35 protein-coding genes and 1 pseudogene are annotated in these 22,461 nt (G+C 36.9%); 31 read left to right on the plus strand and 5 right to left on the minus strand.

The window, feature by feature from the left end:
• Positions 1-56: 56 nt before the first annotated feature.
• The gene (locus ACFXN8_RS06295) at positions 57-959 is read left to right on the plus strand and encodes a CobW family GTP-binding protein (protein WP_386843897.1); all 903 of its coding nucleotides are present in this window, start codon (positions 57-59) and stop codon (positions 957-959) included.
• Positions 960-1,309: 350 nt separating this feature from the next.
• The gene (locus ACFXN8_RS06300) at positions 1,310-2,020 is read left to right on the plus strand and encodes a CAP domain-containing protein (protein WP_386843680.1); all 711 of its coding nucleotides are present in this window, start codon (positions 1,310-1,312) and stop codon (positions 2,018-2,020) included.
• 691 nt (positions 2,021-2,711) lie between these two features.
• On the opposite strand, the pseudogene ACFXN8_RS06305 reads toward ACFXN8_RS06300, so the two are convergent.
• The 3 genes and pseudogenes from ACFXN8_RS06305 to ACFXN8_RS06315 all read right to left on the minus strand — a co-directional run.
• Positions 2,712-3,242 (minus strand): annotated as a pseudogene (locus tag ACFXN8_RS06305) (MATE family efflux transporter); the annotation flags it as partial.
• Between the two features lie 32 nt (positions 3,243-3,274).
• Positions 3,275-5,131, minus strand: coding sequence for a recombinase family protein (locus ACFXN8_RS06310; protein ID WP_386843682.1), 1,857 nt, complete (start codon positions 5,129-5,131; stop codon positions 3,275-3,277).
• A gap of 140 nt (positions 5,132-5,271) precedes the next feature.
• Entirely contained in the window at positions 5,272-5,832 is a 561-nt protein-coding gene (locus tag ACFXN8_RS06315; RefSeq protein WP_386843684.1) for a helix-turn-helix domain-containing protein, read from the minus strand.
• Positions 5,833-6,096: 264 nt separating this feature from the next.
• Between ACFXN8_RS06315 and ACFXN8_RS06320 the strand changes: the two genes are divergently transcribed.
• The 20 genes from ACFXN8_RS06320 to ACFXN8_RS06415 all read left to right on the plus strand — a co-directional run bounded on the left by ACFXN8_RS06320 (position 6,097) and on the right by ACFXN8_RS06415 (position 16,517).
• Positions 6,097-6,285 (plus strand): hypothetical protein, encoded by a 189-nt coding sequence (locus tag ACFXN8_RS06320; protein WP_386843686.1) that lies wholly within the window; start codon positions 6,097-6,099, stop codon positions 6,283-6,285.
• Positions 6,286-6,850: 565 nt separating this feature from the next.
• Positions 6,851-7,114 carry an AbrB/MazE/SpoVT family DNA-binding domain-containing protein gene (locus ACFXN8_RS06325; RefSeq protein ID WP_386843688.1) on the plus strand — a complete coding sequence of 88 codons (264 nt, stop codon included), beginning with the start codon at positions 6,851-6,853 and terminating at the stop codon, positions 7,112-7,114.
• 6 nt (positions 7,115-7,120) lie between these two features.
• The gene (locus ACFXN8_RS06330; protein WP_386843690.1) at positions 7,121-7,276 is read left to right on the plus strand and encodes a DUF6906 family protein; all 156 of its coding nucleotides are present in this window, start codon (positions 7,121-7,123) and stop codon (positions 7,274-7,276) included.
• A gap of 22 nt (positions 7,277-7,298) precedes the next feature.
• Complete coding sequence (locus ACFXN8_RS06335; protein WP_386843692.1) at positions 7,299-7,712, plus strand: hypothetical protein; 414 nt, start codon at positions 7,299-7,301, stop codon at positions 7,710-7,712.
• 10 nt (positions 7,713-7,722) lie between these two features.
• The gene (locus ACFXN8_RS06340; protein ID WP_386843694.1) at positions 7,723-8,151 is read left to right on the plus strand and encodes a YqaI family protein; all 429 of its coding nucleotides are present in this window, start codon (positions 7,723-7,725) and stop codon (positions 8,149-8,151) included.
• Between the two features lie 40 nt (positions 8,152-8,191).
• Positions 8,192-8,758: a hypothetical protein gene (locus ACFXN8_RS06345; RefSeq protein WP_386843696.1), complete on the plus strand. Its 567-nt coding sequence runs from the start codon at positions 8,192-8,194 to the stop codon at positions 8,756-8,758.
• Positions 8,758-10,008 carry a DUF2800 domain-containing protein gene (locus tag ACFXN8_RS06350; protein WP_386843698.1) on the plus strand — a complete coding sequence of 417 codons (1,251 nt, stop codon included), beginning with the start codon at positions 8,758-8,760 and terminating at the stop codon, positions 10,006-10,008. The genes ACFXN8_RS06345 and ACFXN8_RS06350 overlap by 1 nt, the downstream gene beginning before the upstream one ends.
• Positions 10,009-10,067: 59 nt before the next feature.
• The gene (locus ACFXN8_RS06355; RefSeq protein WP_386843700.1) at positions 10,068-10,313 is read left to right on the plus strand and encodes a LexA family protein; all 246 of its coding nucleotides are present in this window, start codon (positions 10,068-10,070) and stop codon (positions 10,311-10,313) included.
• A gap of 14 nt (positions 10,314-10,327) precedes the next feature.
• Positions 10,328-10,558, plus strand: coding sequence for a hypothetical protein (locus ACFXN8_RS06360; protein WP_386843702.1), 231 nt, complete (start codon positions 10,328-10,330; stop codon positions 10,556-10,558).
• Positions 10,559-10,585: 27 nt separating this feature from the next.
• Positions 10,586-11,155, plus strand: coding sequence for a DUF2815 family protein (locus ACFXN8_RS06365; RefSeq protein WP_386843704.1), 570 nt, complete (start codon positions 10,586-10,588; stop codon positions 11,153-11,155).
• Positions 11,156-11,161: 6 nt separating this feature from the next.
• The gene (locus tag ACFXN8_RS06370) at positions 11,162-11,428 is read left to right on the plus strand and encodes a hypothetical protein (RefSeq protein ID WP_386843706.1); all 267 of its coding nucleotides are present in this window, start codon (positions 11,162-11,164) and stop codon (positions 11,426-11,428) included.
• 136 nt (positions 11,429-11,564) lie between these two features.
• Entirely contained in the window at positions 11,565-12,083 is a 519-nt protein-coding gene (locus ACFXN8_RS06375; protein WP_386843708.1) for a hypothetical protein, read from the plus strand.
• A complete protein-coding gene (locus ACFXN8_RS06380) occupies positions 12,067-12,339 on the plus strand; it encodes a hypothetical protein (protein ID WP_386843710.1) in 273 nt (90 codons plus the stop codon). Before ACFXN8_RS06375 ends, ACFXN8_RS06380 begins: the two co-directional genes overlap by 17 nt.
• 33 nt (positions 12,340-12,372) lie before the next feature.
• Positions 12,373-12,729 (plus strand): hypothetical protein, encoded by a 357-nt coding sequence (locus tag ACFXN8_RS06385; RefSeq protein WP_386843712.1) that lies wholly within the window; start codon positions 12,373-12,375, stop codon positions 12,727-12,729.
• Entirely contained in the window at positions 12,722-12,967 is a 246-nt protein-coding gene (locus ACFXN8_RS06390; RefSeq protein WP_386843714.1) for a hypothetical protein, read from the plus strand. The genes ACFXN8_RS06385 and ACFXN8_RS06390 overlap by 8 nt, the downstream gene beginning before the upstream one ends.
• A complete protein-coding gene (locus ACFXN8_RS06395) occupies positions 12,951-13,154 on the plus strand; it encodes a hypothetical protein (protein WP_386843716.1) in 204 nt (67 codons plus the stop codon). Before ACFXN8_RS06390 ends, ACFXN8_RS06395 begins: the two co-directional genes overlap by 17 nt.
• 7 nt (positions 13,155-13,161) lie before the next feature.
• Positions 13,162-15,165 carry a DNA polymerase gene (locus tag ACFXN8_RS06400; protein ID WP_386843899.1) on the plus strand — a complete coding sequence of 668 codons (2,004 nt, stop codon included), beginning with the start codon at positions 13,162-13,164 and terminating at the stop codon, positions 15,163-15,165.
• A gap of 11 nt (positions 15,166-15,176) precedes the next feature.
• A complete protein-coding gene (locus ACFXN8_RS06405; RefSeq protein ID WP_386843718.1) occupies positions 15,177-15,431 on the plus strand; it encodes a hypothetical protein in 255 nt (84 codons plus the stop codon).
• Positions 15,409-15,930 (plus strand): hypothetical protein, encoded by a 522-nt coding sequence (locus tag ACFXN8_RS06410; RefSeq protein WP_386843720.1) that lies wholly within the window; start codon positions 15,409-15,411, stop codon positions 15,928-15,930. Before ACFXN8_RS06405 ends, ACFXN8_RS06410 begins: the two co-directional genes overlap by 23 nt.
• Positions 15,912-16,517: a hypothetical protein gene (locus tag ACFXN8_RS06415; RefSeq protein ID WP_386843722.1), complete on the plus strand. Its 606-nt coding sequence runs from the start codon at positions 15,912-15,914 to the stop codon at positions 16,515-16,517. The genes ACFXN8_RS06410 and ACFXN8_RS06415 overlap by 19 nt, the downstream gene beginning before the upstream one ends.
• A gap of 137 nt (positions 16,518-16,654) precedes the next feature.
• Here ACFXN8_RS06415 and ACFXN8_RS06420 read toward each other — a convergent pair whose 3' ends face one another.
• Positions 16,655-16,996 (minus strand): hypothetical protein, encoded by a 342-nt coding sequence (locus ACFXN8_RS06420; protein ID WP_386843724.1) that lies wholly within the window; start codon positions 16,994-16,996, stop codon positions 16,655-16,657.
• A gap of 110 nt (positions 16,997-17,106) precedes the next feature.
• Here ACFXN8_RS06420 and ACFXN8_RS06425 point away from each other — a divergent pair, with 110 nt between their 5' ends.
• From ACFXN8_RS06425 to ACFXN8_RS06465, 9 genes are all read left to right on the plus strand, one after another.
• Positions 17,107-17,283 carry a hypothetical protein gene (locus tag ACFXN8_RS06425; RefSeq protein ID WP_386843726.1) on the plus strand — a complete coding sequence of 59 codons (177 nt, stop codon included), beginning with the start codon at positions 17,107-17,109 and terminating at the stop codon, positions 17,281-17,283.
• Between the two features lie 215 nt (positions 17,284-17,498).
• Positions 17,499-17,756, plus strand: coding sequence for a DUF3797 domain-containing protein (locus ACFXN8_RS06430; protein ID WP_386843728.1), 258 nt, complete (start codon positions 17,499-17,501; stop codon positions 17,754-17,756).
• Positions 17,753-18,358 carry a DUF5052 family protein gene (locus ACFXN8_RS06435; protein ID WP_386843730.1) on the plus strand — a complete coding sequence of 202 codons (606 nt, stop codon included), beginning with the start codon at positions 17,753-17,755 and terminating at the stop codon, positions 18,356-18,358. Before ACFXN8_RS06430 ends, ACFXN8_RS06435 begins: the two co-directional genes overlap by 4 nt.
• Positions 18,359-18,373: 15 nt before the next feature.
• Positions 18,374-18,895, plus strand: a complete 522-nt coding sequence (locus ACFXN8_RS06440) for a transcriptional regulator (protein WP_386843732.1) — start codon at positions 18,374-18,376, stop codon at positions 18,893-18,895.
• A gap of 15 nt (positions 18,896-18,910) precedes the next feature.
• Entirely contained in the window at positions 18,911-19,051 is a 141-nt protein-coding gene (locus ACFXN8_RS06445; protein WP_386843736.1) for a hypothetical protein, read from the plus strand.
• Positions 19,052-19,155: 104 nt separating this feature from the next.
• A complete protein-coding gene (locus tag ACFXN8_RS06450; RefSeq protein ID WP_386843738.1) occupies positions 19,156-19,440 on the plus strand; it encodes a hypothetical protein in 285 nt (94 codons plus the stop codon).
• Positions 19,440-20,474 carry a dUTP diphosphatase gene (locus tag ACFXN8_RS06455; RefSeq protein WP_386843740.1) on the plus strand — a complete coding sequence of 345 codons (1,035 nt, stop codon included), beginning with the start codon at positions 19,440-19,442 and terminating at the stop codon, positions 20,472-20,474. The genes ACFXN8_RS06450 and ACFXN8_RS06455 overlap by 1 nt, the downstream gene beginning before the upstream one ends.
• A gap of 51 nt (positions 20,475-20,525) precedes the next feature.
• Positions 20,526-20,906 carry a hypothetical protein gene (locus ACFXN8_RS06460; RefSeq protein WP_386843742.1) on the plus strand — a complete coding sequence of 127 codons (381 nt, stop codon included), beginning with the start codon at positions 20,526-20,528 and terminating at the stop codon, positions 20,904-20,906.
• Positions 20,891-21,271: a hypothetical protein gene (locus ACFXN8_RS06465; protein WP_386843744.1), complete on the plus strand. Its 381-nt coding sequence runs from the start codon at positions 20,891-20,893 to the stop codon at positions 21,269-21,271. Before ACFXN8_RS06460 ends, ACFXN8_RS06465 begins: the two co-directional genes overlap by 16 nt.
• A gap of 269 nt (positions 21,272-21,540) precedes the next feature.
• On the opposite strand, the gene ACFXN8_RS06470 is transcribed toward ACFXN8_RS06465, so the two are convergent.
• Positions 21,541-22,356, minus strand: coding sequence for a DUF4393 domain-containing protein (locus ACFXN8_RS06470; protein WP_386843746.1), 816 nt, complete (start codon positions 22,354-22,356; stop codon positions 21,541-21,543).
• Positions 22,357-22,461: the final 105 nt, after the last annotated feature.

Here is a 22,461-nt window from a genome sequence, read left to right on the forward strand (position 1 = left end):
CAGTAGGCGTCTCTAATGGCCTCCTGCGACAGCTTTTTTTATAGGAGGTAAAAATGGTGAAGGACGTATATTTATTTAGTGGTTTTTTAGGTAGTGGAAAAACATCCATGCTAACGGATGTTATTCGACAACTAAAGGAAAAAAATTTAAAGCCCGCTGTCATTATGAATGAGCTTGGAAAACTACCATTTGACTCACAGGCTGTGGAAAAGGATATTCCGTTAAAGGAAATGCTAGAGGGCTGTATTTGCTGCTCCGGCGCCGAAAAAACAGAGGCGCAAATTCAATCTCTTCTATTAGATAGTGACTTTGATGTCCTCATTATTGAAACAACAGGTGCTGCACATCCTGTGGAAGCATTAGACGCTGTTTACTCACCGTTATTTGCAGAAAAGTTAAATGTTAAAGGGATAGTCACGGTTGCCGATTCAAAGCTGTGGCTGAACCGAGAAACATTAACTCCGCAAGTGCGCTCTTTATTTATGGAACAAATCCGTCACGCACATTTATTACTGGCCAATAAAACGGATTTGCTAACAGAAGCAGAGCAGGCACAGGTTGTTTATGAGCTACAAGGCTTTAATCCTCATGCCTTTATTTTGCAAACTACAAATGGGCGTGTGCCGTTACGATTATTAGAAGATTTAAAGGCAACTGTACAGGTGAATAAACAAGATATTGTGAAAGCGCCGATAGCATCGATGCATCTGGGCTCGCGATTAGTTGAATTTAAAGATGTTAGCTTTACACAAGAGCAATTTGAGGATTGGGTACGTACATTGCCTGAAACTGTGTATCGAATGAAAGGTTACGTGCCAATTGAAGGTGTAAAAAATCCTATGTTGTTTCAATATGCATATGGCATGGTCCAATGGCTTCCAGAGTACGTAAAAATGCCCGCAAAACTCGTGATCATTGGTGAAGATGTAAGTAGATTAAACGTCATTGGTATTGAGTAAACGCTTAGGCTTGTTAAAATAGAAAAATCCTAAAGCTGCTAAATTCTACTTGTCAGACGAAAGATTTGTTCGTATCGTCTTTCTCAAAGTAGAAATTTTGGCAGTTTTTTTGTGTGAGTGCGCGCAGAAATCTATTTGAATCTTGAAAATATTTAATAGCTTTTAAGAGATGTCAACCCTCTTTAAAACGTAAGTATTTCATAGGTTGGTGAAACCTGCTAATAATCAATGCCAATGACCCTCTATTTAACGCGAATCTATTTCTCGGATGGTGTTGCTAGAAGATGCTGGTAAGAAATTTATTAAAATCGTACTTTACGATTGTTTGCAGAGAAGGAGGAATTGCAAAAATGAAAAAAACACTAACTGCAATTTGTGCAACATTTTTATTAGCAGCTCCAATTCAAATGGCTTCCGCTGCAGAAAATACTACAGAGGGGAACACAACTACAGACTGTAATAAAGTTTATTCTTATAAATGGTCAAACCAGTGGTCAAATCATAAGTGGCATGTAAATCTACCACAAACACAAGCACCATCAAAAGAAGTACAAGTACCAGAAAATAATCAAACATCAAATAATAATACACAAGCAACAACAAATAACAATACACAAACAACTCAAAAAGATAATACAGCTACTAAACCAGCTCAATCTACACCATCAACAACTACTTCAGATGTGAATGCTTTTGAACAAGAAGTTGTAAAATTAACGAATGCTGAACGTACAAAAGCTGGTTTAGCACCATTTAAAACAGATGATAAATTGATGGCAGCTGCACGTGAAAAATCACAAGATATGCAATCTAAAAACTATTTTTCACATACTAGCCCAACATTCGGTTCACCATTTGATCGTATGAAAGCTTTAGGTATTACGTATAAGAGTGCAGGTGAAAATATTGCACAAGGTCAACGTACACCTCAAGAAGTAGTACAAGGTTGGATGAATTCACCAGGTCACCGTGCGAATATTTTAAATGAGAAATTTACGCATCTTGGTGTTGGCTATGTGAAATCAGGTAACTACTGGACTCAACAATTTATCCAAAAATAATTGTATAAATTGAATAGCTACATTGAATAATAGGGTGTCCACTAAGTCGTTAAAGGCTCAGTGGACATTTTTTTAATGCAAAAATGCGAACTAGAAATGTTTATAGTTTAAAATTCATGGTGTTAAAATGTGAAACAAAGGTACCATAATAAATAAAGGTTGGCTCTTTGGCAAAACGAGGGGTTGATTTCCGTTCCAGCTAGGTGCTTTCCTGGGGGCGTCCGATGAGCCGCTTCGCTTGCGCTGCAGGGTCTCGGGCCAACACGATGTTGGTCACGAAGGCGTTATCACAGGATGTGATGGTTTTAGCCTTCGTTCCTCTATCGCTAATCCCCAAGGAGTCGCCTAGCCTCCACTCCAATCAACTTAATCGCATAACATACGTTTTAACAAAATGTCATCCATAATTTTCAGTGATGGAACAAAATTTATTGGAAATTTCAGCCATCTCCATAACGTGGGGTGATTTCCGTTCCGATTGGGCGCTTTCCTGGGGGAGCTGGGGCAACAAGTGTTTTCTGTGCGAAAGCGTAGTGTTAACGTAGCGGCAGCAACAAGTGTTTTCTGTGCGAAAGCGTAGTGCAATGGATTGAAAGTTAGGAGAAAGAGGATTTTATAATACATAGAATAGGGAATATGGATGGCTCTCATAAGTTTTTTACTTCTATAATAAAAAAAGCAAACTAGAAATCTAGTTTGCTATTGTTGTTTTAGCGATATTTGTAGATTTTTTTTGAACGAGTAATAAACGTATTAATAAAGTAATCGCTCCTGTTGTCAGACCTGCGACTAGTCCAATCCAGTAGCCAAACGGTCCGAAGTCTGTATGAGTTGCCAGTACATATCCTACAGGCAAGCCGATCACCCAATAAGAAATGATGGCCATAATAAAGGTCACTGTAACATCCTTGTACCCTCTTAAAGCTCCTTGTACAGGCGCTTGGATAGCGTCAGATAGCTGGAAAATGGCTGCGAATATTAAAAAATGAACGGCGTATTCTAGCACTTTTCCATCAGTTGTATACATATTTGCAACGGGCTCACGAAGGATAAAAAGGATACAAGCTGAAATAAAGCTAAATAAAATCGCGGTCCCGACACACAAATAGCTATAAAGTCTAGCATCGTGCATACGGCCAGCACCTATTTCAAAACCTACTAATATCGTTACGCCCATCGAAATACTAAGCGGTACCATATATAACAAGCTCTTATAGTTTATAAAAGTGTATTAAATTCACATCAATGGGTGTGTTATCGTAGATTGTATTCCTTGATATACTTAAGCACAGTCTTTTCACTCATTGAAAGTTCATTAGCAATTTTTCGAGCTCCGAGATCAGGCTGTGTAGCCAAGATTTTACTAATCTCTTTAACAAGCATTTCCTTGCGTTCTAAGCTTCCTTTTCCAAGTTGAAGGTTTTTATATGGACCGAACGTATCTTCGTCTTTTCGAAGCGTGTGAGCCGTGTGAGGGGATAATTTAACTAACTCAGTGAAAGAAATAATTCGACATTGGCTGTTAATAAGTTTTTGAGTATGGTTATATCTCTCACGCTGCGCTTCAAGTTTTTCAGCTTCTTGTATCGCATTTGGAGGATCCAATTTAATTGGCACGTCCCATGGAATACCTTCTGGTCTGATCCGTAATCGTATTCTCAGGGTTTCTGTTGCATCTTCGTATACAGCTTTTTCAAACATGTTATCTAATAGTTCTTGAAAATCCTCCTCTTCGTAATATCCTAAGCTTTTTGCACCAAAAGCCATAGAACCATGTATTACTTCTGCGTAATTAACCATTGAATCAAAAGAGTATTGATTTTTTCTTATAAGATTAATTTTTTTAATATTCACCTCGTATAAGTCTTTTAGTTCAGTAGTTTCTTTTTCAATTTCCTGTTTATTTTTATCAAGCACTTCTTCAGACCATTTACCACTTAAGTACAGACCGAGTAGTTTGTCCAGTTTTTCATGGTTGTCCTTAATGTTCTGTTCAATCTTTTTTGTTTCAAACTCTAGTTGTTTTAGTTTTTCATCATCTTCAAATTCTAAATCGAAATAACTTTTTACAGATTCTTCACCCGTCAGATATTCCTCAGCAAAAGTTAGCAAGGGCTCCTTTATTCTGTCAGTATTAACGCTTGGCAAACTAGGGCAGGGGGTTACATACTCATTAGAATGACGTAAATAGTGTTTGTACTCACCATCTACGTAACTACCTTTTCGGATACTTAAGATGTTTCCGCAATCAGCGCAACGTATCTCGATAGATTTAAGAAAATGATGTTCTCCAGAGCCTATCTTTGTATGACGTTGATTTAACCTTTCTTGTATCCGATCAAAAGTTTCTTTTGACCGAAGAGGGGGATAAACATTATCCTCAATAATAGTCTCACCATTGGCAAAAGCTTTCCGTAATTGACCATGGTAGGCTGGGTTTCTTAATTTATTTCGAACCTGTACAGCAGTCCATTTTTTATTCTTAGCTGTTTTACTAATACTGTTCAAGTGGGTGGCTATTTTTTGTAAACCCATTTTTTCATCGAGATAGAGTCGGTCTATTAGGGGGATAACCCATTCACGATCAGGATTAATTGATAATGTCTTGGTTTGAGAATCATAGTCATATTCTTCAGGTTGTTTACCCCACACATTACCTTCACGTGTATATTGTCTTTTTCCTCGATTCATTTTTCCAAGTAACTCTCGTCTTGATCTCTGAGCTAACAAGTTTTTAAGATCAGAGAAAAATTCATCATCGGCATTTGATAAATCTGACATTCGTCCAGGTTCTGCAATCTTTACGTTATTTTCACGTAATACATCTTTTAAGTATTCCCATTTCAACGTATCTAAGCGAGAGAGGCGGTCCTGCTCAATACAAAGGACAACATCTACTTGTCCTTTTTCCACACAGTCTAAAAGAGCAGAGAGACCATCTTTATCGAGCTTAGTTCCACTATCAACATCTTTGAAAATGTCAAGTATTTCCCATCCTTGCTGGTTAGCATATCGAGTTAATTCTACTGTTTGGGCACTTAAACTGTATCGGTCTTCTTGTAATTTAGTAGATACGCGTATGTAAATAGCTACTCTTAATACTTTAGACACCTTCAAATCCTTTAGGGACAAGGTTTTCACTTCCTTTTATGGGATAAACTAATATTTTTGAGAATATGAATGAATTTCTACTTTACAAACATTTACTTATCATGGTAGCATAAGGATACAGAATAACAAGAACAAACGTTCTATTTTTTCTTCAGTTGACGAAGAGCGAGAATGAAGGCTTTAGCTTCTTCAATCTCATCTTGGGTTGCAAATTCTCCATCACCAAGGTCTATTGAATCTTTTGATTTATCAACAAAAATATTTGAGGGAACTTCTCTAATATCAGTAACTAACTCGTACTCCTTAGTAGAGTAATCGTTTTTATCTCTCGCATGAGCAATCATATTTCTCTCTGTTCGAAGAGATGCCGGAGCCTCGTCACCTAAGATAGTAACTGTTTCAAGAACTGTGGCTTCACGAAGTGATATTAAATGATTTATATTTTCGTCATAAACAGCTGCAAGCTTTTCTAAAGATTCCACAGTAGGGATTCTTAGAGCGCGTTCATAATAACTAATAACTTGTGACGTTAATTTAGAACGATTCGCTACTTCTGCTAGTGTTAACTTATGTTTCAGTCTCAAATGTTTTAAATGCATCCCAAGAATAGGACTCATCTGTTTTCTTACTTCTTTCACTATGTCAGTTTGCTTTTCTGTAACTACTAGATCTTCTGTAATGTTTTTATCTTTTTTATTCACAAAAAACACCTTCTTTAAATTATTTTAGGAAAAATAGAAATTATTTCTTGATTTTAAACCGCTGGTTATGTATTATGAGAATATGCTAGATTGAAAACACTCAACCGTAATGTAAAACAAATTGTTTTATAAACGGAAGGTAGTTGATGTCTGGTATAAAAGTTAGTAGATTTATAAACCTCTGGTTATCTAATCTATATTTAATCCATTTTTTAAAACCGGCGGTTACTAATTGTTTGAAAAGAAAGGAGGTTAAGAAACCCCATGCAAAATAAAGATTTGATTCGAATGTATGCTTATCTACCAGTGAAGCTTAGTCAACTCTCTAAAGAGAACCCTAATGCCGCAATCAATTTGTTACAAGACTGGGGAGAAGGAAGAAAGACTATTCGTAAACTCTGGAAAGAAATAAATGATTTACTTGATGCGCCAACATCTAGTGAATCAGCATAAACAATAGTCAATAAACAACAAAAATAATGACTATAAAATACTTTACTAATTGTTTACATTCTAACAGATTTTAGTACTCTTTTTCAAGTGGAATTATGTATTTCTTTATATAAAATTTAGGTTTTTTAGGATTTATTTCATTTTTATTCCATAATTAAACCGAAAGCAAGGTGTCCAAATGACAAAATATGCTCAATTCATGACAAAAGCATTAACTGCTCGAGAAATTAATTCCGTTACGCAACAAATGCAGACACTAAGACGACAAAAACGATATCAAGAAGCAGTTGCAATAATGTTGAGACAAACACGGACAGAGAAACATAGATTTCGAAATGATAATACCAAACTTGTAGGTAACTAAATAGAATGCGAGATTCTGTTCTCGCTTTGGTAACTTTAAAAGTGGTTGTTAGATATCTAAAAATAAACCATGTTTATGTATTTTGTTAAATAAATTTAGAGTTTTCAAAGCGATGCCAGACATCGCAGGGCTATCAATAGCTCGCAGGGGAATGGACTAGAAATACCTTGCTACTATTTAAAACTAAGGAGGAAACATTTCATGAAATCAACAGGTATGACAAGAAAAGTAGACGAGCTAGGACGTGTTACTTTGCCAAAAGAGATTAGAGATAATCTTGGAATTAAGGAAAGAGATCCACTAGAAATCTTCATTGAGGGAAGTAACATTACGCTTCGTAAATACGAACCAGTAAGCGAGAGCAAAATTCGCACACAAGTAGAGTTAGAGAAGCTTCTAAGTGAACTAACAACAGAAGAGCAAAAGCGTGTAGTTGAAGATGCTATCAAGCTTTTAAAAGGGTAATAGCTTATGAAAAACGGAAAACGTTTAACAGTTGCTCAACGTATGCATTTACAGTCATTGAACTTAAATAGCGAGAACTGGCTTATCTCAAAATGTACATCTGATGAGTGGGAGCTAATGCATCGCTATACAGGACAGCCCAAAGTAATACCTGCACCTTAAAACTGAATAGGAGGACAAGCTTATGAATGATATACAAATCAACATTCAAATTCAGCAATCTGAAGCTAATGGTTTATACCAGCAAATAGAAGATGTTAAACGTCAACGAGCAAATCTAAAAGATCAACAAGACAAGCTTGAAGGTAAACTGTTTGATCACATTCAAAAGCACGGCAAAGTACTAGCTTACAAGAATAACATGCCTTATGTACTGACTGTAGGTAATGTCACAAAGTCTGTTTTGAGTAAAAAGGAGCTTGCTGCAGAACTTGAAGTTCCTCAAAAAGATTTGAACACACAGGGTATTGCTGAACTCGTTGAAGAACAACGTCTCACTAGTGATATGATTCGTTCAGCTACCTATAGTGAATCGGATTTGAGGTTGAAAGCACGTAAAGCTAAAAAGTCTGATATTGAATTAATCTTTGGAAAGTAGGGATCAGATAATGGATAAATTCATTGAATTAACAGGAGCCATAAACGGAGAAAAAACTCGTATCAGAGTTTCAGCAATCACAAGAGTAGAATACATGCCATCAAAAGGTCAGACCGCAGTACACACAAACGACACTCAAAAATGTGTATCTGTAACTGATTCGGCAGAATTAATCATTGCAACAATAAATGCTGAAGTATTAAAGCCAGAGGAAAAGATGCAATACAACGCTTCAGCTGATATTAAGCCTAAACCACCAACAGATATGTTTGGGAAAGAGATTAAAGAGAGCGAGGCTTACTTCGTAGTGAATGATAAAGCTATCCACCTTGACTCAGTGGAAGATTACTTTATTGAAGTATTAGGAGCAACAGTCCATGAACGTAAAAAACCGCTAACTGCTGGAACAGTTAACGGCAATGACAAATCACATCAATGAATATCAGTGCTATTGTAGCACAAAAGGAGCGAAAACAAAAATGAAAATTGAAGTTACTCACGTTATTAAAGCAGATCCACAGGTTATTAGTTTAGTTAGTGCATTCCTTGGAGCATTAGGGGCTCCTTCAAATAATATATCAGTGGCGGATGCCGTTGATTTAACGCAAACAACAACATCGGCACATACAAATAAAGAGGCATCAACTACAGCTTCTAAGCGAACGTATCTCTTCCATGAAGAATCAGGCGCAGTACTTGTAGTAAATAAAGGCGAAGAGTTAACTAAACACCTTGAACAAGGCCTTGAAGAAATTTCAAAAGCTGAGTTCGACCGTATCCAAGCTGAAAAGCAAGCTCGTATTGATAAAGCAAAAGAACAAACAGCTAAAGAAACGACAGAACAAGTTGATAATAGTACAACAGAGGACCACGGTATCACAATTGAAATGGTTCGTGCCGAAGCTACTAAACTAACAGCTAAAGGGCGCCAAGCTGATTTCAAAGCAATCCTAACTTCCTTTGATGCTGAAAAACTATCGTCTGTACCTGAAGCTAAGTTTCCTGAACTATTAGCAGCTATTAAGGAAGCTGTAGGTGAAGAGTAATGACAGGACACAGTGAACGTGCCCATGCATTATTAAGCGCCTCTGGATCAAAACGTTGGCTGACATGTACACCTTCTGCAAGAGCAGAGGGGCTGTACATGCAAGAGCTAGCTAATCAAGGAATTACTGAGCCTGAAAGTGAGTTTGCAGAGGAAGGTACACAGGCTCATGAATATAGTGAAATTATTCTTGGCCGTGAACTTGGTAACATTACGAAAGCTCAAGCAACTAGACGTATCAACAAGTTTAAAAAGGAAAAGCAGTTTTATGGTCCAGAGATGGAAGATATGGTCGAAGTATACACGGATTTCGTGATGGAACGAGTCAATGCTGCTCGACTTGAAACACCTGATGCACTTGTGCTAATTGAACAACGATTAGACTTTAGTCAGTGGGTACCTGATGGGTTTGGTACTGGAGATGTTCTTATCGTACGAGACGGTGTGCTAGAGATCATCGACTTAAAGTACGGCAAGGGTGTTCCGGTAGATGCCTATGAAAACCCACAGATGAAGCTCTATGCATTAGGGGCAATCACAGCTCATGATGTTCTGTATGACATTCAAGAAGTACACATGACGATTGTACAACCAAGGCTAGACAGCATTTCCACTTTTGAAATGTCAGCAGAGGATTTATATAGATGGGCGAATGTAGAAGTGAAACCTAAAGCTGAAATGGCAGATATCGGTGATGGCGATTATGTACCAGGAGAACATTGTAGGTTCTGTAAAATCAAATCATCGTGTCGTGCTAGAGCTGATGAAGCACTAGAAACAGCCAAAGCTGAATTTGCTGATGATGGATCCATTGAACTGGACACACCTGAACCTGCAACACTCACTGATACTGAACTAGCTGAAATCCTATTCGTGGTCGATGATATTGAAAAATGGTGTAAGGACATTAAAGCCTTTGCATTAGATCAAGCACTTAACGGGACAAGTTATGAAGGATTCAAACTAGTCGAAGGTCGCAGCAATCGGGCCATTACTGATGAAGCAAAAGCAATTGAATTACTACTTGAAAAAGGTGGAGTTAAAGATGATGACTTATACGCTCCTCGAAAACTTGAAACTATCACAAACCTAGAAAAGAAAGTCGGCAAAAAAGCATTCGCTGAAATACTAGAAGGCGTAATCGTAAAACCGCCAGGTAAACCTGTACTGGTTACTGAAGATGATAAACGCCCGGCTACTCAATCAGCTGAATCTGCTACTAATGATTTTGCTGACGATTTACTTGATTAATTTATAAACCATTGGTTTAAATGTAGAACAGTCAGTTGATAAAAAGAGAGGTGACAAACATGTATACAACAGCAAAAGGCTTAGGTGATCGTAAAAAACTTATCATTCAATTCATTCACGATTTCAGACAACAAAATACGTATGCACCTACAGTACGAGAAATTGCAGATGGTGTTAACCTCTCTTCTATATCAACTGTACAAAGACATTTATTAGGCTTAGTTGAAAAAGGTTATATCGAAATGGAACAGCAAAAACCACGTACCATTCGATTAACTGAAAAAGCGTTAGAAGTGACAACTTGAGAGGTGGTGAACAAATGAAACGCTATCTTATTACAACTAAAGATGATAGTGGATTAATGGAAGATGATGAGACAAAAATAGCTGATTCAAAAAGCTCTGCTCTCGATTTACTTAGTTTGGTTACAAACAGCAATGATCAAAAACTAGTATCCGTAATTGAAGTTGATATATACACAGCAAGAGCTGTAAAGCTTGAGCCGTACTTGAATGAATATTTCAAATTAGCTTTACGTGAAAAACAATAATAAAAACCAACATTGGAGGAATTTAAAATGGCAAAACGTGAAGGTACTAAAGTAATTACAAACGAGGCTCGTATGAGCTATGCAAACGTATGGGAGCCCTCATCAATTGAAGGTAATGAACCAAAGTATTCAGTGGCAGTACTTATCCCAAAATCGGATACAGATACAATCAAAAAGATCAATGAAGCTGTTGAAGCTGCTAAGCAAGAAGGTAAAGCAAAATGGAACGGTAAAATTCCACCAACGCTTAAATTGCCATTACGTGACGGTGACGAGGAACGTCCAGATGATGAAACGTATGCAGGTCATTACTTCTTCAATGCTACATCAAAAAATAAGCCTGGTATCGTGAAAAAGGGTACAGGTGCTGTTGTTGAAATCACTGACGAGGACGAGTTCTACAGCGGTTGCTTCGGTAAAGTGTCCGTTAACTTTTACCCATACAATGCTAATGGCAACCGCGGTATTGCAGCTGGACTACAAAACTTATTCAAAACTCGTGACGGTGAACGTCTAGCTGGTGGTGCATCTGCTGAATCTGACTTCGCTGATGAAGTAGATAACGATTTCTCTGAAGACGAAAATCTACTGGACTAGTCAATAATGAAGATCGCTGTTGTTAATTTTCCTAGTAGTCTAAGTGCCACAGGTTTTGGAGAAAAAGAGTATCACTACAAAACTTATATTGAAACTCTTAACGAGAATAACTTAGTTGTTGTTGAGACAGCTACAGGATACACCGTTGCTAGATTCAAAAGATATGTTGAAAACACTCAAGTTAAAGATATGAAATATATTGTTCAACTGATTAGATTAAAACGCCACAAACAATTAAAAGAACAATGTGAGATAGATGCATTGCTTGATTAAAACTGCATAAGGAAGGTCTATTTTTAGGCCTTCCCTTCTTTATACCTAAAATGCCTATTTAATAGGAAGAAATACAAGATTTTAGGTGTAACGAAGGGAAGGAAGTACCTTTAAAACTATTAGGGAGCTGATCCAAATGAAGTTCTACAGAGTAAAGCCCGAAGGCAATTATTTCAAAGCGATTCTTGCTTCACGTGAAGCAGAAAAGAAATTATTAGAGATTACTCAAGCTGTTCGTAAGGAATTTGATTTACCTGAGTGTGAACATTATAGTTGCTCGCCTAATTATTACTATCATGATGTTGATGTACTTGAAGGCGATCAATTAAAAGCATTCACTCAAAAAGGAATGCCAAAGAAGAATAGCAAACTTGGGAAACAGATTAAAGCATTCTATGAAAAGCTTGTTGAAGAAGCGAACATAAAAAATATTGATACGGAAAGAATGGTTAATTTCACTTATGGCATTATGAGACGTCAAGGTGAAACCCTTGAACGCTTAAACGGGCTAGATACCATGTACATCAAATCTGATACTGATTTCAGATATGGGGCTGAGGATCACTTAGAAGAAATCACTGAAGCTGAATATGTAAAAGCTTACCTAACTGCTCTCGAAGCGAAAGAAGGTGCCAAGAATGAAACCAAAGTTTGAAGTCAATCAGCGTGTATGGGTTTCAGTCAGAAACACTGTAGAACAGTCCAAACCATACATTACTGAACACATCATAACTCGCTTAGAAAAAGGTGGCATCTATGCTAGACCAGTGAATCACTTACACGAACGTCGCTTTCATACCAATACGCTCACAAACAAGCACAAAAACAGTAAGTACGAGTTTAAGTTATGGGCTAGTGTAGAGGACTTCTGGAAAGCTGTAGAGGAGGGAATGTACGGTGGCAAAAGCTAAGAAATATCAGCCCTTAGAAGTTGGTCAGCGAGTTTGATTGAGCCAATTGAAATGTTTTTACGACAGAATGGGCGCTCAATCGCTGAACATGAAATCATTGAAGTAAATAAGACAAGTGCTTATGCTATGCGACTAGATTTAATCGAGGAGTATAAAGACAACTTACTGGAAAAAAGGTTCTTAGCAGAGCGTATCAATCAACGCACACATGAAGTGAAGTCTAATGGTTGGGGTACACATTACCGTTTATGGCTTACAAAAGAAGCATTTGAGGCTTCCGTACAGCGTCAGAAAGATACAAAGATAGCTCGGAAGAAAGCACATGAGCTAGTAAGTAAAATGTCACTAGAACAACTTCAGGAATTTTTAGGTGGTGACCTGAATGACTAAAAGTCCAGCAACAGGAATGTACGGAATATGGAATACAGAAACTAAAACTTTCATGTTCGGTATTCAAGAAAAGAATCGGTATAAAGTTCATACCGCAGTAAGTAACAAGGTTGGGACAAGAATATATTATCGCAAACCGCATTGGGTAGTTAAAGCGATTCGCGAAAATCATGCACCTATGTTCTTTAATGGTTTGAAGCGTAAAGAAAGAGGTATGGCCAATGAAAATAACTTATGAAATACATCATTTTAACCCAAGTAAAGGGCATATGCAGTATAGTTCTTTTCATTGTTATTCCGTCCAAGATGCTATAGAAAAATTCGAGGTAAAAGGATTCTCAAAAACTAATATCCGAAACATTAAAGTGATTGAAACTCAATTCATTCCTTTGAATGAACTAATAGAGCTTTTGAAGAAAGGATGAGGTACCAATCAAAACACTCAATATCGACATTGAAACATATTCAAGCTACGACCTAAAAAAAGTTGGTGTCTACAAGTACTGTGAAGCTCCTGACTTTGACATACTCATCTTTGCTTATTCAGTAGATGGGCAACCAACAAAAACAGTCGAGCTTGCAAACGGTGAATTTATTCCACCTGAAATAATTGAAGCTTTAGTAAATCCAAAAGTATTGAAAAAAGCATTTAACGCACAATTCGAACGTATCGCATTAAGTTCTTATCTTAAACGAAACTATGAACCTATTGAAATGTTTAAAAGCTTCACGGGCCTTGGCTTCTTAGATCCTAAGCAATGGCGCTGTACCATGGTTGATGCTATGAAAGCAGGGTTACCCGCAACGTTAAAAAATGCAGCGCTAGCACTTGAGTTAGATGAACAAAAAGACAGTGCAGGAACACTCTTGATTAATTTCTTCTCGAAACCACGTAAGCCGACTAAAAATGACAAGCGAACACGTAATATGCCTGAAGATGATTTAGAAAAGTGGAGTGCATTCGTTGATTATTGTCGACAGGATGTAGAAACAGAAAAAGCTGTCGGAGATGCAGTGGACAAGTATCTTAACCTTGGAAGTAAATCAGACCGTTTCGAGATGACTTTGTATCACTTAGACCAGGAGATTAATGACCGGGGTGTTCTACTAGATATGAAGGTGGTTGATGGGGCACTTGCAATCGATGAAGCATACAAAGCGATTTTGATGAAAACTGGACAGGAAATCACAGGTTTAGAGAATCCGAACAGTCCAAGCAAATTACAAGCGTGGTTTAAGGAGCAAGGATTAGAGCTTTCGAATCTTCAAAAAGAGACAGTGGTAAAGGCCATTGCTAAAACCCATGGCGATATTCGAACGATGCTTGAGATCAGACAGGAACTATCTAAAACAAGCACAGCTAAGTTTGTCACAATGAAAGCTGCTGTATGTGCAGACGGACGAGTAAGAGGCTTACTACAGTTCTATGGTGCAAGTCGTACTGGTAGATGGGCCGGACGTTTGGTACAGGTGCAAAACCTGCCGCAAAATAAAATATCCGATCTTCATATTGCTCGGGAAATAGTTGAAAATTCTGACTTAGAAACTCTTGAGCTGCTATATGACCAAGTACCATTTGTGCTATCACAGCTCATTCGAACAGCCTTTATTCCAGTCGAGAAAAAGACTTTTGCAGTAAGTGACTTCTCAGCTATTGAAGCTCGCGTTATTGCATGGCTTGCAGGTGAAAAATGGCGTTTAGAAGTGTTTAATACACATGGTAAGATTTACGAAGCCTCAGCAGCACAGATGTTTAAAGTGCCAATTGAAACGATTGATAAGGGTTCACCATTACGCCAAAAAGGTAAAGTTGCAGAACTAGCATTAGGGTACCAAGGTGGAGAAAATGCGCTTATCTCAATGGGTGCACTTGATATGGGTATCCCGCAATCAGAACTTAAACCGTTGGTTGATACGTGGCGTAAGGCAAACCCAAAGATTAAAAAGCTTTGGTGGGACATTGAAGCAGCTGCAATACGAGCTATCGAAAGCGCTGGTGATGTCATTTCATTTAATAAAGGTATGTATTTCTTCATGCACCATGGATCTCTAATAATGCAACTGCCAAGTGGTCGTAGACTTTGCTACTACAAAGCTAGATTACGAGATCATCAAAAGTTTGAAGGTAAACAGGAAATAGTCTTTTGGGGTGTTGATGGTACTACTAAAGCATGGTGTGAGCAATCCACATACGGTGGGAAACTTACCGAGAATGCGGTGCAGGCAATTGCTAGAGACTGCTTAGCAATGTCGATGTTACGTCTGGACAAAGAAGGATATCCAATTGTCATGCACATTCACGATGAGGCTGTAATGGAATCTGAGGTAGATACAATCGTAACCATTGAGGAAATCATGGGTCGACCTATCAGCTGGGCTGAGGGGCTACCTTTAGATGCTGACGGTTTTGAAACACCATTCTATAAAAAGGATTAGGAGGGTTTTATATGGCTATGGATGTACAAATCAGTAATAACTACAAGTTGACAGACTTGGTAAACGCATATAACCAAATCAGCTTTGATGCATCTGAAGAGGAAATGAGTGATGCAGTCTTGGGAGTAGAGATAGCAAATCTTGAATTTGCAATCGACATGGCAATTGATCAAGGAGAAAGATATATGTTCCTTGCTCTTTCAGGAAAACTGAAACTGCTATTAGCAAAGGCTGGTGAAGCGAATGAAGCTCAATGTGTGGATTAATGAAGAAGTGAAACGTATTGAAGCTGATATCACAAATCTTAAAATCAAAATTGAAGAGCATCAAACAGAGATAAAAAAGGCGCAACAGCAAAAACGTGAGATTGGACGTAAGGACGATGGTAATCGTGAACAACATGACAAAGTAGATTTGAAAATTAACATGGTTAAGGCCTGTATTAGTGTACTGAAATCTAAAATTAGTACTCGTAAATCGGAAATTACAGATTTCAAAAACCTTGGGAAAATGAAGCCTGTTCGCTTGAAAACTGGTGCAGTAGTTAACTCGAAAATCATCGATGAAATGCTAAAAAAATTATCGGGCAAGTCTTGGACAATCGAATATACACAGTACCAAGATGGTTTGCAAATTGCATATATCAATGCTCGTACAGGTTCAAAAGGTAGTTTTAAAGTTTACCTCATGGCAGTTATTTCAGACAGCATTGATCTCCCACTATTCGAGAAAGGAGATGTCAAAGAATGCTCGATACACTCATGAAACACGCTAAGCATTTTACAAATTTAGATCATCCAAGAGAAGCAAGTCGTGTCGTTCATATCGATGAAAATGGTCATCTATTTATGACCAATGCGATTACTGCAGTTCTTATTATAAATGTGAGTCCGGAGGAACCAAATCACACAATTACACTAGAAGGCAAAACATCTAAAGTGCCTGTATATGATTACAAAAGATTTTTTAACGATGAAATATCAGAAACTCTAGAGCTAGACGTGAAGGAAATGTTGCTCTTAACGCAAGCACTAGAAGCAGTGAAAAGGGTTGAAGGTGAATCACCTTTAGGGGCATTCAGATTTGAGACAGAAGGTGACCAATATAAAATATTCTATCGAGGTATTGAGTTTACTAGCACCTACCACCTGATGGATAAGAAGCCTAACCAAAGTGAAGTGAATATTCATTTTGATGTTTCATTACTAGCAAAGACATTCAAGCTGCTGAAAGATTTAGGTTTGCAAACTTGTAACATGCAATTTACAGGTAAGTTCCGGCCATGCTATTTCAGTTCTGTGGATGATTCAGTTCGAGTAGCTGTATTACCTTGTAGGACTTATAGGAAGTAAAAATGGTCAGGAAAGGAAGTTTAATAGAATGTCGCAATCGTTAATAATTAATTCTGGTGAATACGATTTTACCAGATTGTAGAACTAAACCATCTCTTGAAGCTTGTGCATTTTGTGTATCAAAAAAAAAGACAGGATTATTTATCCTGCTTAGTGCGTATAGCATTTTCTAACTGCTCAATTTTATTTTCTAAATTTGCTATTTTTAAATCATGTTTCAACATATGTTTGGCATCTTCAGAGAATAATGGCTTTAAAAATATATTGATTAAGGCGTTAATTACTTCAAGTATTGCAACAGCAAATGTAAATTCTAAAATATTTTTATCCAAAAAATTGTAAAAATCTAGGATGTATTCATTTGCATCCTTACCATCAGTTAGACTATCCATTTTTATATACAAAAATAACCATATAGCTAAGATTGAATAACCAGTGAATTTAAACAAATTCAATATCTTTTCAAAAAAATCATACATTTTTAATTCCCCCTTAAAATATCATACAGACATTTAGGTAATATTCCAATGTATATTTTGAAGAGTGTGTCAGAAAGATATTGTTCAGTTGAAGAAGGAGGAAAAATGATTTGTCGGAGGATGAAAAAGTATACAAGCAGGCTATGAAGCGAATGGATGAACTTGTTGAAGAAGTAATACAAACTTGTATTGACGTTGCTGATGAAAACCATTATGAAAGAGTATGGGTTTTGGAGCGTTTTAGAGCTAAGTTTAATAGTGCAAAACGTAAAGGAATGGAGCAGTAGAAACATGTTTAAAATGTCACTCCGAAAAAGGTTCGCTCAGTTAATATGCAAGCACAATTACTATCCTGTAGCAGTTACCGAAAATTATCAGGAAATAGAGAGTTTAGCCAAGAAACAAGTATCTATTTATGAATGTATAAAATGCGAGCATACAAAAATCATTAAATAGAGTTACTACACAATATGAGGATTAAGCGAATGAAAGGAAGATAAGAGTGGATGTAAGAGATTATTTAAGGATAGCCCCATTTATAAATGATTGCCCGAATTGTGGGTATGGCAATGTAGGTACGGTTGAAAGTACTGGTGAATTTCATGGGGCTTTGAACGTTGATGATAACCTATTTACTAGAAAATGTCGTTGCGGTTTTGAGGTAACAATCGATTCAAATAAAGGAACTACAAAGAAAAAGATCCAAACACAAATTGATACTGCATTAGAACAATTTAATAAACAAGGAGATTCAATATGAGAAATTTACTGAAAATATTAATCGTTGCAACCCTCGTTTTTGTGCTATCGGCATGTAACTTAATAGAGTTTGGGCTCGGTAACTTGAAAGAAGAATTAGTTGGTCGTGACATGTTAATTCAAACATACGATGAAGATAGTCAATTAATCGATCGTGTACAAGGGAAAAGCATTAGTGTTAATGCAGATGGCGAATTTGCCATTAAAGATTCTGAAGGTAAAACAGTTGAGAAGTCTTCAGTTCTCAACATTACAGTCGGTGGAAAACAAATGCTTCATGTTGGTAGTAGCTTGTTAAGTTACGAGACAGGGCTTCAAAACTTGTTTGATGAGTACAGTCAAAAAGTTGATATTACGAACTTTGACAGGTCGGTACCATTCTTAAATCGGTTAGTAAATGACCTTCAAAATCTTACATCAGGTAAAAGTAAAATTGTTTTAATACGAAGTCAATCAGGACAACCACTTGCTACATTTGCTGGTAATGATGTGAGTTACTTCTCAACAGATATTGATAAATCTACAGCCTTGCTTATTGACGGCAAATTTCTTTTAATCTATCGATGTGATTACTCAATTTATGATACAGAGTTACTTCAATAGAAAGAAGGTGGAGACATGGAAGTTACTTTTTTAAAACCATTTTATACAAATATAGTAGGTAACAACTTACGAATAGTTTTTGCTTATCAATATCTTTCAATTAATAAAGGCGGTAAAGTATTTCATTTTATTCCTATGGAAGATAAGGAAATTATTATTGATATTCGAACTCGACAGGTTACTAATTTGAAAGATGTTTTTGTTTTCCAAGAAGAGCACAACTTCATACGATTGCCGTTATATCAATTTTTATTAATCTCAAATGTCAATGACCTTCTAAGTGAAATTATCGACAGCGCAGAACGGAAACAGACCAATAACCATAAAGTGGCTGAAGCCTTGAAGCCATTAGTGAAAATCATTCGCAAAGTTGATATTGAACGTCAGTACCGCCACATGTTAGCACTGGAACAAGATTACGAGCTTGCTAGTTTGTCTCAAGCATTAAAAGACAACGATAATACTGAAATCATTCGTAGTAAAAATCGCCTAAAAGAGATACACCATGACCTTGAATCGATGGCAGAATACAGCTAGAAAGTTGGTGATTGTATGAATCGCGAGGAGGCTAGAGTCAAACGGAAAGAACTAGGATTACAAGAACGTAGATTGGCTGAAAAACATTGTGCCGATTGCACTGTAAAAGGACAAGATGTAACAGCTTGTGAAGGATTCCTGTTTTCAACAAAATAACTGGTATCGGAAAGAAGTACATCGCTGTTACTCGGAAGTATCGGAGAGTCAACAAAATTAAAGGTATTGATAATTCCTTAATAGCTCCAATTGAACCAAGGGTTATGACTGCAACTGCGCTTGCTTGGGATGAGTGGAAACAGGTTGCAAAAGAACATGGCATAAGCCGAGAGACTTTTAGTGCACGTGTGAAAAACGGTATGTGTCCTAAAGATGCAGCAACTCGTTCTACACGAAAGAGACGCTTTACAGATGAACAAATCGCTATTGCATTGAAAAATGGGATACCTTACGGAACTATTATTACTCGAATAAAAAGAGGCTGGTCATTAGAAGATTCCATAACCGTACCAGTGAATCAGAAATCAAGCAAGAGAGGATCCTGCTAATGAATCTAGAAGAGTTATTTAAACAAAGGCTATCCTTATTGGCTGAGATTAATAGGCTAACAGATTTAAAGTGTACGGATGATTCAGCATACCGTGCAATCGGTATAAAACTAGAAGGAAACATTATTGCTATAAGAGCATTACGCGTTCCTTCCGAATCTCAAAAGCCAAAGCCAAAAGTACAGCCAGTAAAAACGAAAATACATGAAAGTAAAGGTGAAAAAATGAATAAGCAATTAACGGTGGAAACGTATCAGGAAATGAAAGCACAAGGGTTAACAGACAGTGCAATTCGTAAGCAATTAGGAATTGATAACAATAAGTTCTATAAGTTTAAGCAAAATAACGGACTTATTCGTGCATACGTTAATCCTAATAAAGAAAAAGCTGCTCCAGCATTACGAGAAAAAGAGGTTAACGCTCCAAAGGTTGATAAGGATCGTGTTTCTATTCTTGAAAAGGAAGTAAGTGATTTTAAAGCACAGCTGAAAGATGCATTGTCTTTCATTGAATCATTAAAAACTGAAAATGCTACACTAAATGAGCAAGTTTGGGGTGGCCTACTGCGAATGCTATATGCTAAACAGGCCGAGCTTGAAAACTTTATCGCTGACAAGCATGGTATTGATATACATGATTACTTGAATGAACAACAGCTTGCTATCTTAGTGGAACTAGCCGAATCAGCTAATGAGTGGCAAGGCTTTAAGTACTGGAAGCTTAAAAAGGATGTTGATCGTGAAAAGTTACTTGAAGAAACTGTCGATGTACTTCACCTAATTTTAGCCCGTGGAATTGTTCTAGGTTGGCAAGTTGCAACAGTTAAAGCCTACAAGACAACATCTATAACAATGCAGTATAAATCACTAATGCAGAAGATTGCAACTGATGAAGAATCTCAGAAAACGTACGCTTTAGCATTCAACATGTACATTGGATTAGTAGAGATGCTAGGCTTCACATGGCAAGAAGTTGAGACAGCTTATGCTAAGAAACATCAAGAGAACATTGATAGACAAAACAATGATTACTAGTTTAACTGTGGTTGTTTTGTAAACCGTTGGTTGATAAAAGGGGTTGAGGTCATGTACCAAAAAGAATATAACAACCTGTTACTAGATGTGAAAAGGCTTCGAGAAAAGCTTGTACAAATGGATGCTGAATTACAACATTACCGTACCCGTACTTACAAAGGTTGCGGTAATGAAGGCATCGAAGCTTATGAGGAGTTTAAGAGACGCGAAAAGCTACGTGCTGAGGTTCGTAATGAGCTTAAGCATAAGAACGTTCGCATCTCAGAGCTTCAAAGGTTGATGAGGCAAGAACGTCAAAGAGAGAATGAAAGACGTTCCAATCTGTTTCTACAACGCTTTAAAGACAATGCAAAATCGGTGATTAGTGACGATCAGTATGAGCTAATTTTGAAAATGACAATGGACGGTGAGACACAATGTTTAAAAAGTTAAAAGCATGGTTGGAAAACAAGGTCCCAACTAAAAAATCAGCTACAACAGTAGCAGAACAGTACGCTTCTGATTACTACCGGGAACTTATACAATCTCAAACTCATTTGATTGTACAACTTGAAGCAAAACTTGCTGCTTATGAAGCTCAAAAGTCGAATAGTGTTTTGGCAGATATTCAGCAGCTGTTTGTAACTCAAACGAATAAAGGTATTCGCAAGTATGGTGAGACAGTTCGAGCTGAAAACCTTACACCAGTTGAATGGTGCCAACATGCACTAGAGGAACACGCTGATAGCATGGTGTACTTGATGGCTTTGAAAAAGTCTTTAGAGGAGAGTGAAGCTAATGGACTTGAAACAAGCTGAAGCAGTAATCGAACGTCACGAAAACGGTGATATGGTGTATGAGCAAGAGTCATTGATGCATTGGAAGTGGTCAAAGATCACTTTGTGAAACAGTCTTCGTACTGAAGAGCTGAAGCCCTATCTGCTCGTACGGCTTTGAAATATTCACAGATGTATAGCCGTACGAGTTTACAGGATTTGGAGAATCAAACGATATATTTAAAGTTAGTAAAGTAGGGGGGAAGTGAATATATTCACTTGTTTACAAAAAATGAAACTTCCTAGAATAATTATAAACAGCATTTACCAAATTGTGTTCCGAAACTGGTTACGTTCCAAATTGACTCTTTTATTGCAGCTCTATATGGTAGTTTTCCATTAAAAATCCTTTCAGAATTATCTTCTTCCCAATATTTTTCAAGTTCTGATAGTATAGGATGATTATATAGACTGTCGTATCTCTCCTTATTCGTATAAGATACTCCGTGTGTAATATTTATAAGTCCAAGTCGTACTAAATTATCAATTGATGCAGAATAGGTCATTAAGTTTTCGAAATTTAAATCTGGAAATGGGAAGAAATTTTCTACAATAGTTTGCCCGCCATTTTTATGTTGGGCTCTCAGACGTCCAACAGCCATTTTTGGGTCTGTTCCATAACTTTGATCATTGTAAAGATAAACAAAATTAGATGCATCAAATGAAGATAGCTGTTTAATAATTTCAACAAATGCTGGAACTGTACTGTTTGCAAAATCCTTGTTAACAGAAGCAGCAATTAGTTTAGCAAACATCTTTCTAATATTTTCTTCTTCAATGTAATACTTTGAAGATTCTAGTGCAGGTCCAACAATAGCTAATTTTGGTTCTACTACATTTTCACTATCAATTTTAGATACTTCAATTGCGATTTCATTTTTAAAGATCTCGATATTTTGCTCTGCTTTTGCTCTTTTCTTTGCTAGTGGAGAAAATACAATATAAAAAAGATCCTCTAGTCCCTTACCAATCTGTTGTGCAGGGGGTAAAAGTACAGCTTTAGTAACATCTGCTGGAACTTTAATTGATTCTGAAATATTTTTTAAAAAGTTATTTTCTTCTGACATAAAAACACCTCGCTATTTTTAGTAATATTATAGCGGATTTTGGTAAAAGAGGGAATCGAGTTAATTAAATAGATAGATAATTAAATTGGGAGGGTGTGAATGAAC

Source organism: Lysinibacillus sp. NPDC059133 (assembly GCF_042755925.1).
Taxonomy (GTDB): Bacteria; Bacillota; Bacilli; order Bacillales_A; family Planococcaceae; genus Lysinibacillus.

What these genes read in the sequence shown, in the direction of transcription:
- ACFXN8_RS06335 (WP_386843692.1), top strand. Translation starts at nt 7,299, where the DNA reads ATGAATGATATACAAATCAACATTCAAATTCAGCAATCTGAAGCTAAT.
- ACFXN8_RS06375 (WP_386843708.1), top strand. Translation starts at nt 11,565, where the DNA reads ATGAAGTTCTACAGAGTAAAGCCCGAAGGCAATTATTTCAAAGCGATT.
- ACFXN8_RS06330 (WP_386843690.1), top strand. Translation starts at nt 7,121, where the DNA reads ATGAAAAACGGAAAACGTTTAACAGTTGCTCAACGTATGCATTTACAG.
- ACFXN8_RS06415 (WP_386843722.1), top strand. Translation starts at nt 15,912, where the DNA reads ATGCTCGATACACTCATGAAACACGCTAAGCATTTTACAAATTTAGAT.
- ACFXN8_RS06380 (WP_386843710.1), top strand. Translation starts at nt 12,067, where the DNA reads ATGAAACCAAAGTTTGAAGTCAATCAGCGTGTATGGGTTTCAGTCAGA.
- ACFXN8_RS06455 (WP_386843740.1), top strand. Translation starts at nt 19,440, where the DNA reads ATGAATCTAGAAGAGTTATTTAAACAAAGGCTATCCTTATTGGCTGAG.
- ACFXN8_RS06325 (WP_386843688.1), top strand. Translation starts at nt 6,851, where the DNA reads ATGAAATCAACAGGTATGACAAGAAAAGTAGACGAGCTAGGACGTGTT.
- ACFXN8_RS06340 (WP_386843694.1), top strand. Translation starts at nt 7,723, where the DNA reads ATGGATAAATTCATTGAATTAACAGGAGCCATAAACGGAGAAAAAACT.
- ACFXN8_RS06450 (WP_386843738.1), top strand. Translation starts at nt 19,156, where the DNA reads ATGACTGCAACTGCGCTTGCTTGGGATGAGTGGAAACAGGTTGCAAAA.
- ACFXN8_RS06365 (WP_386843704.1), top strand. Translation starts at nt 10,586, where the DNA reads ATGGCAAAACGTGAAGGTACTAAAGTAATTACAAACGAGGCTCGTATG.
- ACFXN8_RS06470 (WP_386843746.1), bottom strand. Translation starts at nt 22,356, where the DNA reads ATGTCAGAAGAAAATAACTTTTTAAAAAATATTTCAGAATCAATTAAA.
- ACFXN8_RS06420 (WP_386843724.1), bottom strand. Translation starts at nt 16,996, where the DNA reads ATGTATGATTTTTTTGAAAAGATATTGAATTTGTTTAAATTCACTGGT.
- ACFXN8_RS06445 (WP_386843736.1), top strand. Translation starts at nt 18,911, where the DNA reads ATGAATCGCGAGGAGGCTAGAGTCAAACGGAAAGAACTAGGATTACAA.
- ACFXN8_RS06395 (WP_386843716.1), top strand. Translation starts at nt 12,951, where the DNA reads ATGAAAATAACTTATGAAATACATCATTTTAACCCAAGTAAAGGGCAT.
- ACFXN8_RS06360 (WP_386843702.1), top strand. Translation starts at nt 10,328, where the DNA reads ATGAAACGCTATCTTATTACAACTAAAGATGATAGTGGATTAATGGAA.
- ACFXN8_RS06435 (WP_386843730.1), top strand. Translation starts at nt 17,753, where the DNA reads ATGAGAAATTTACTGAAAATATTAATCGTTGCAACCCTCGTTTTTGTG.
- ACFXN8_RS06345 (WP_386843696.1), top strand. Translation starts at nt 8,192, where the DNA reads ATGAAAATTGAAGTTACTCACGTTATTAAAGCAGATCCACAGGTTATT.
- ACFXN8_RS06390 (WP_386843714.1), top strand. Translation starts at nt 12,722, where the DNA reads ATGACTAAAAGTCCAGCAACAGGAATGTACGGAATATGGAATACAGAA.
- ACFXN8_RS06460 (WP_386843742.1), top strand. Translation starts at nt 20,526, where the DNA reads ATGTACCAAAAAGAATATAACAACCTGTTACTAGATGTGAAAAGGCTT.
- ACFXN8_RS06355 (WP_386843700.1), top strand. Translation starts at nt 10,068, where the DNA reads ATGTATACAACAGCAAAAGGCTTAGGTGATCGTAAAAAACTTATCATT.
- ACFXN8_RS06320 (WP_386843686.1), top strand. Translation starts at nt 6,097, where the DNA reads ATGCAAAATAAAGATTTGATTCGAATGTATGCTTATCTACCAGTGAAG.
- ACFXN8_RS06440 (WP_386843732.1), top strand. Translation starts at nt 18,374, where the DNA reads ATGGAAGTTACTTTTTTAAAACCATTTTATACAAATATAGTAGGTAAC.
- ACFXN8_RS06410 (WP_386843720.1), top strand. Translation starts at nt 15,409, where the DNA reads ATGAAGCTCAATGTGTGGATTAATGAAGAAGTGAAACGTATTGAAGCT.
- ACFXN8_RS06405 (WP_386843718.1), top strand. Translation starts at nt 15,177, where the DNA reads ATGGCTATGGATGTACAAATCAGTAATAACTACAAGTTGACAGACTTG.
- ACFXN8_RS06370 (WP_386843706.1), top strand. Translation starts at nt 11,162, where the DNA reads ATGAAGATCGCTGTTGTTAATTTTCCTAGTAGTCTAAGTGCCACAGGT.
- ACFXN8_RS06300 (WP_386843680.1), top strand. Translation starts at nt 1,310, where the DNA reads ATGAAAAAAACACTAACTGCAATTTGTGCAACATTTTTATTAGCAGCT.
- ACFXN8_RS06350 (WP_386843698.1), top strand. Translation starts at nt 8,758, where the DNA reads ATGACAGGACACAGTGAACGTGCCCATGCATTATTAAGCGCCTCTGGA.
- ACFXN8_RS06465 (WP_386843744.1), top strand. Translation starts at nt 20,891, where the DNA reads ATGTTTAAAAAGTTAAAAGCATGGTTGGAAAACAAGGTCCCAACTAAA.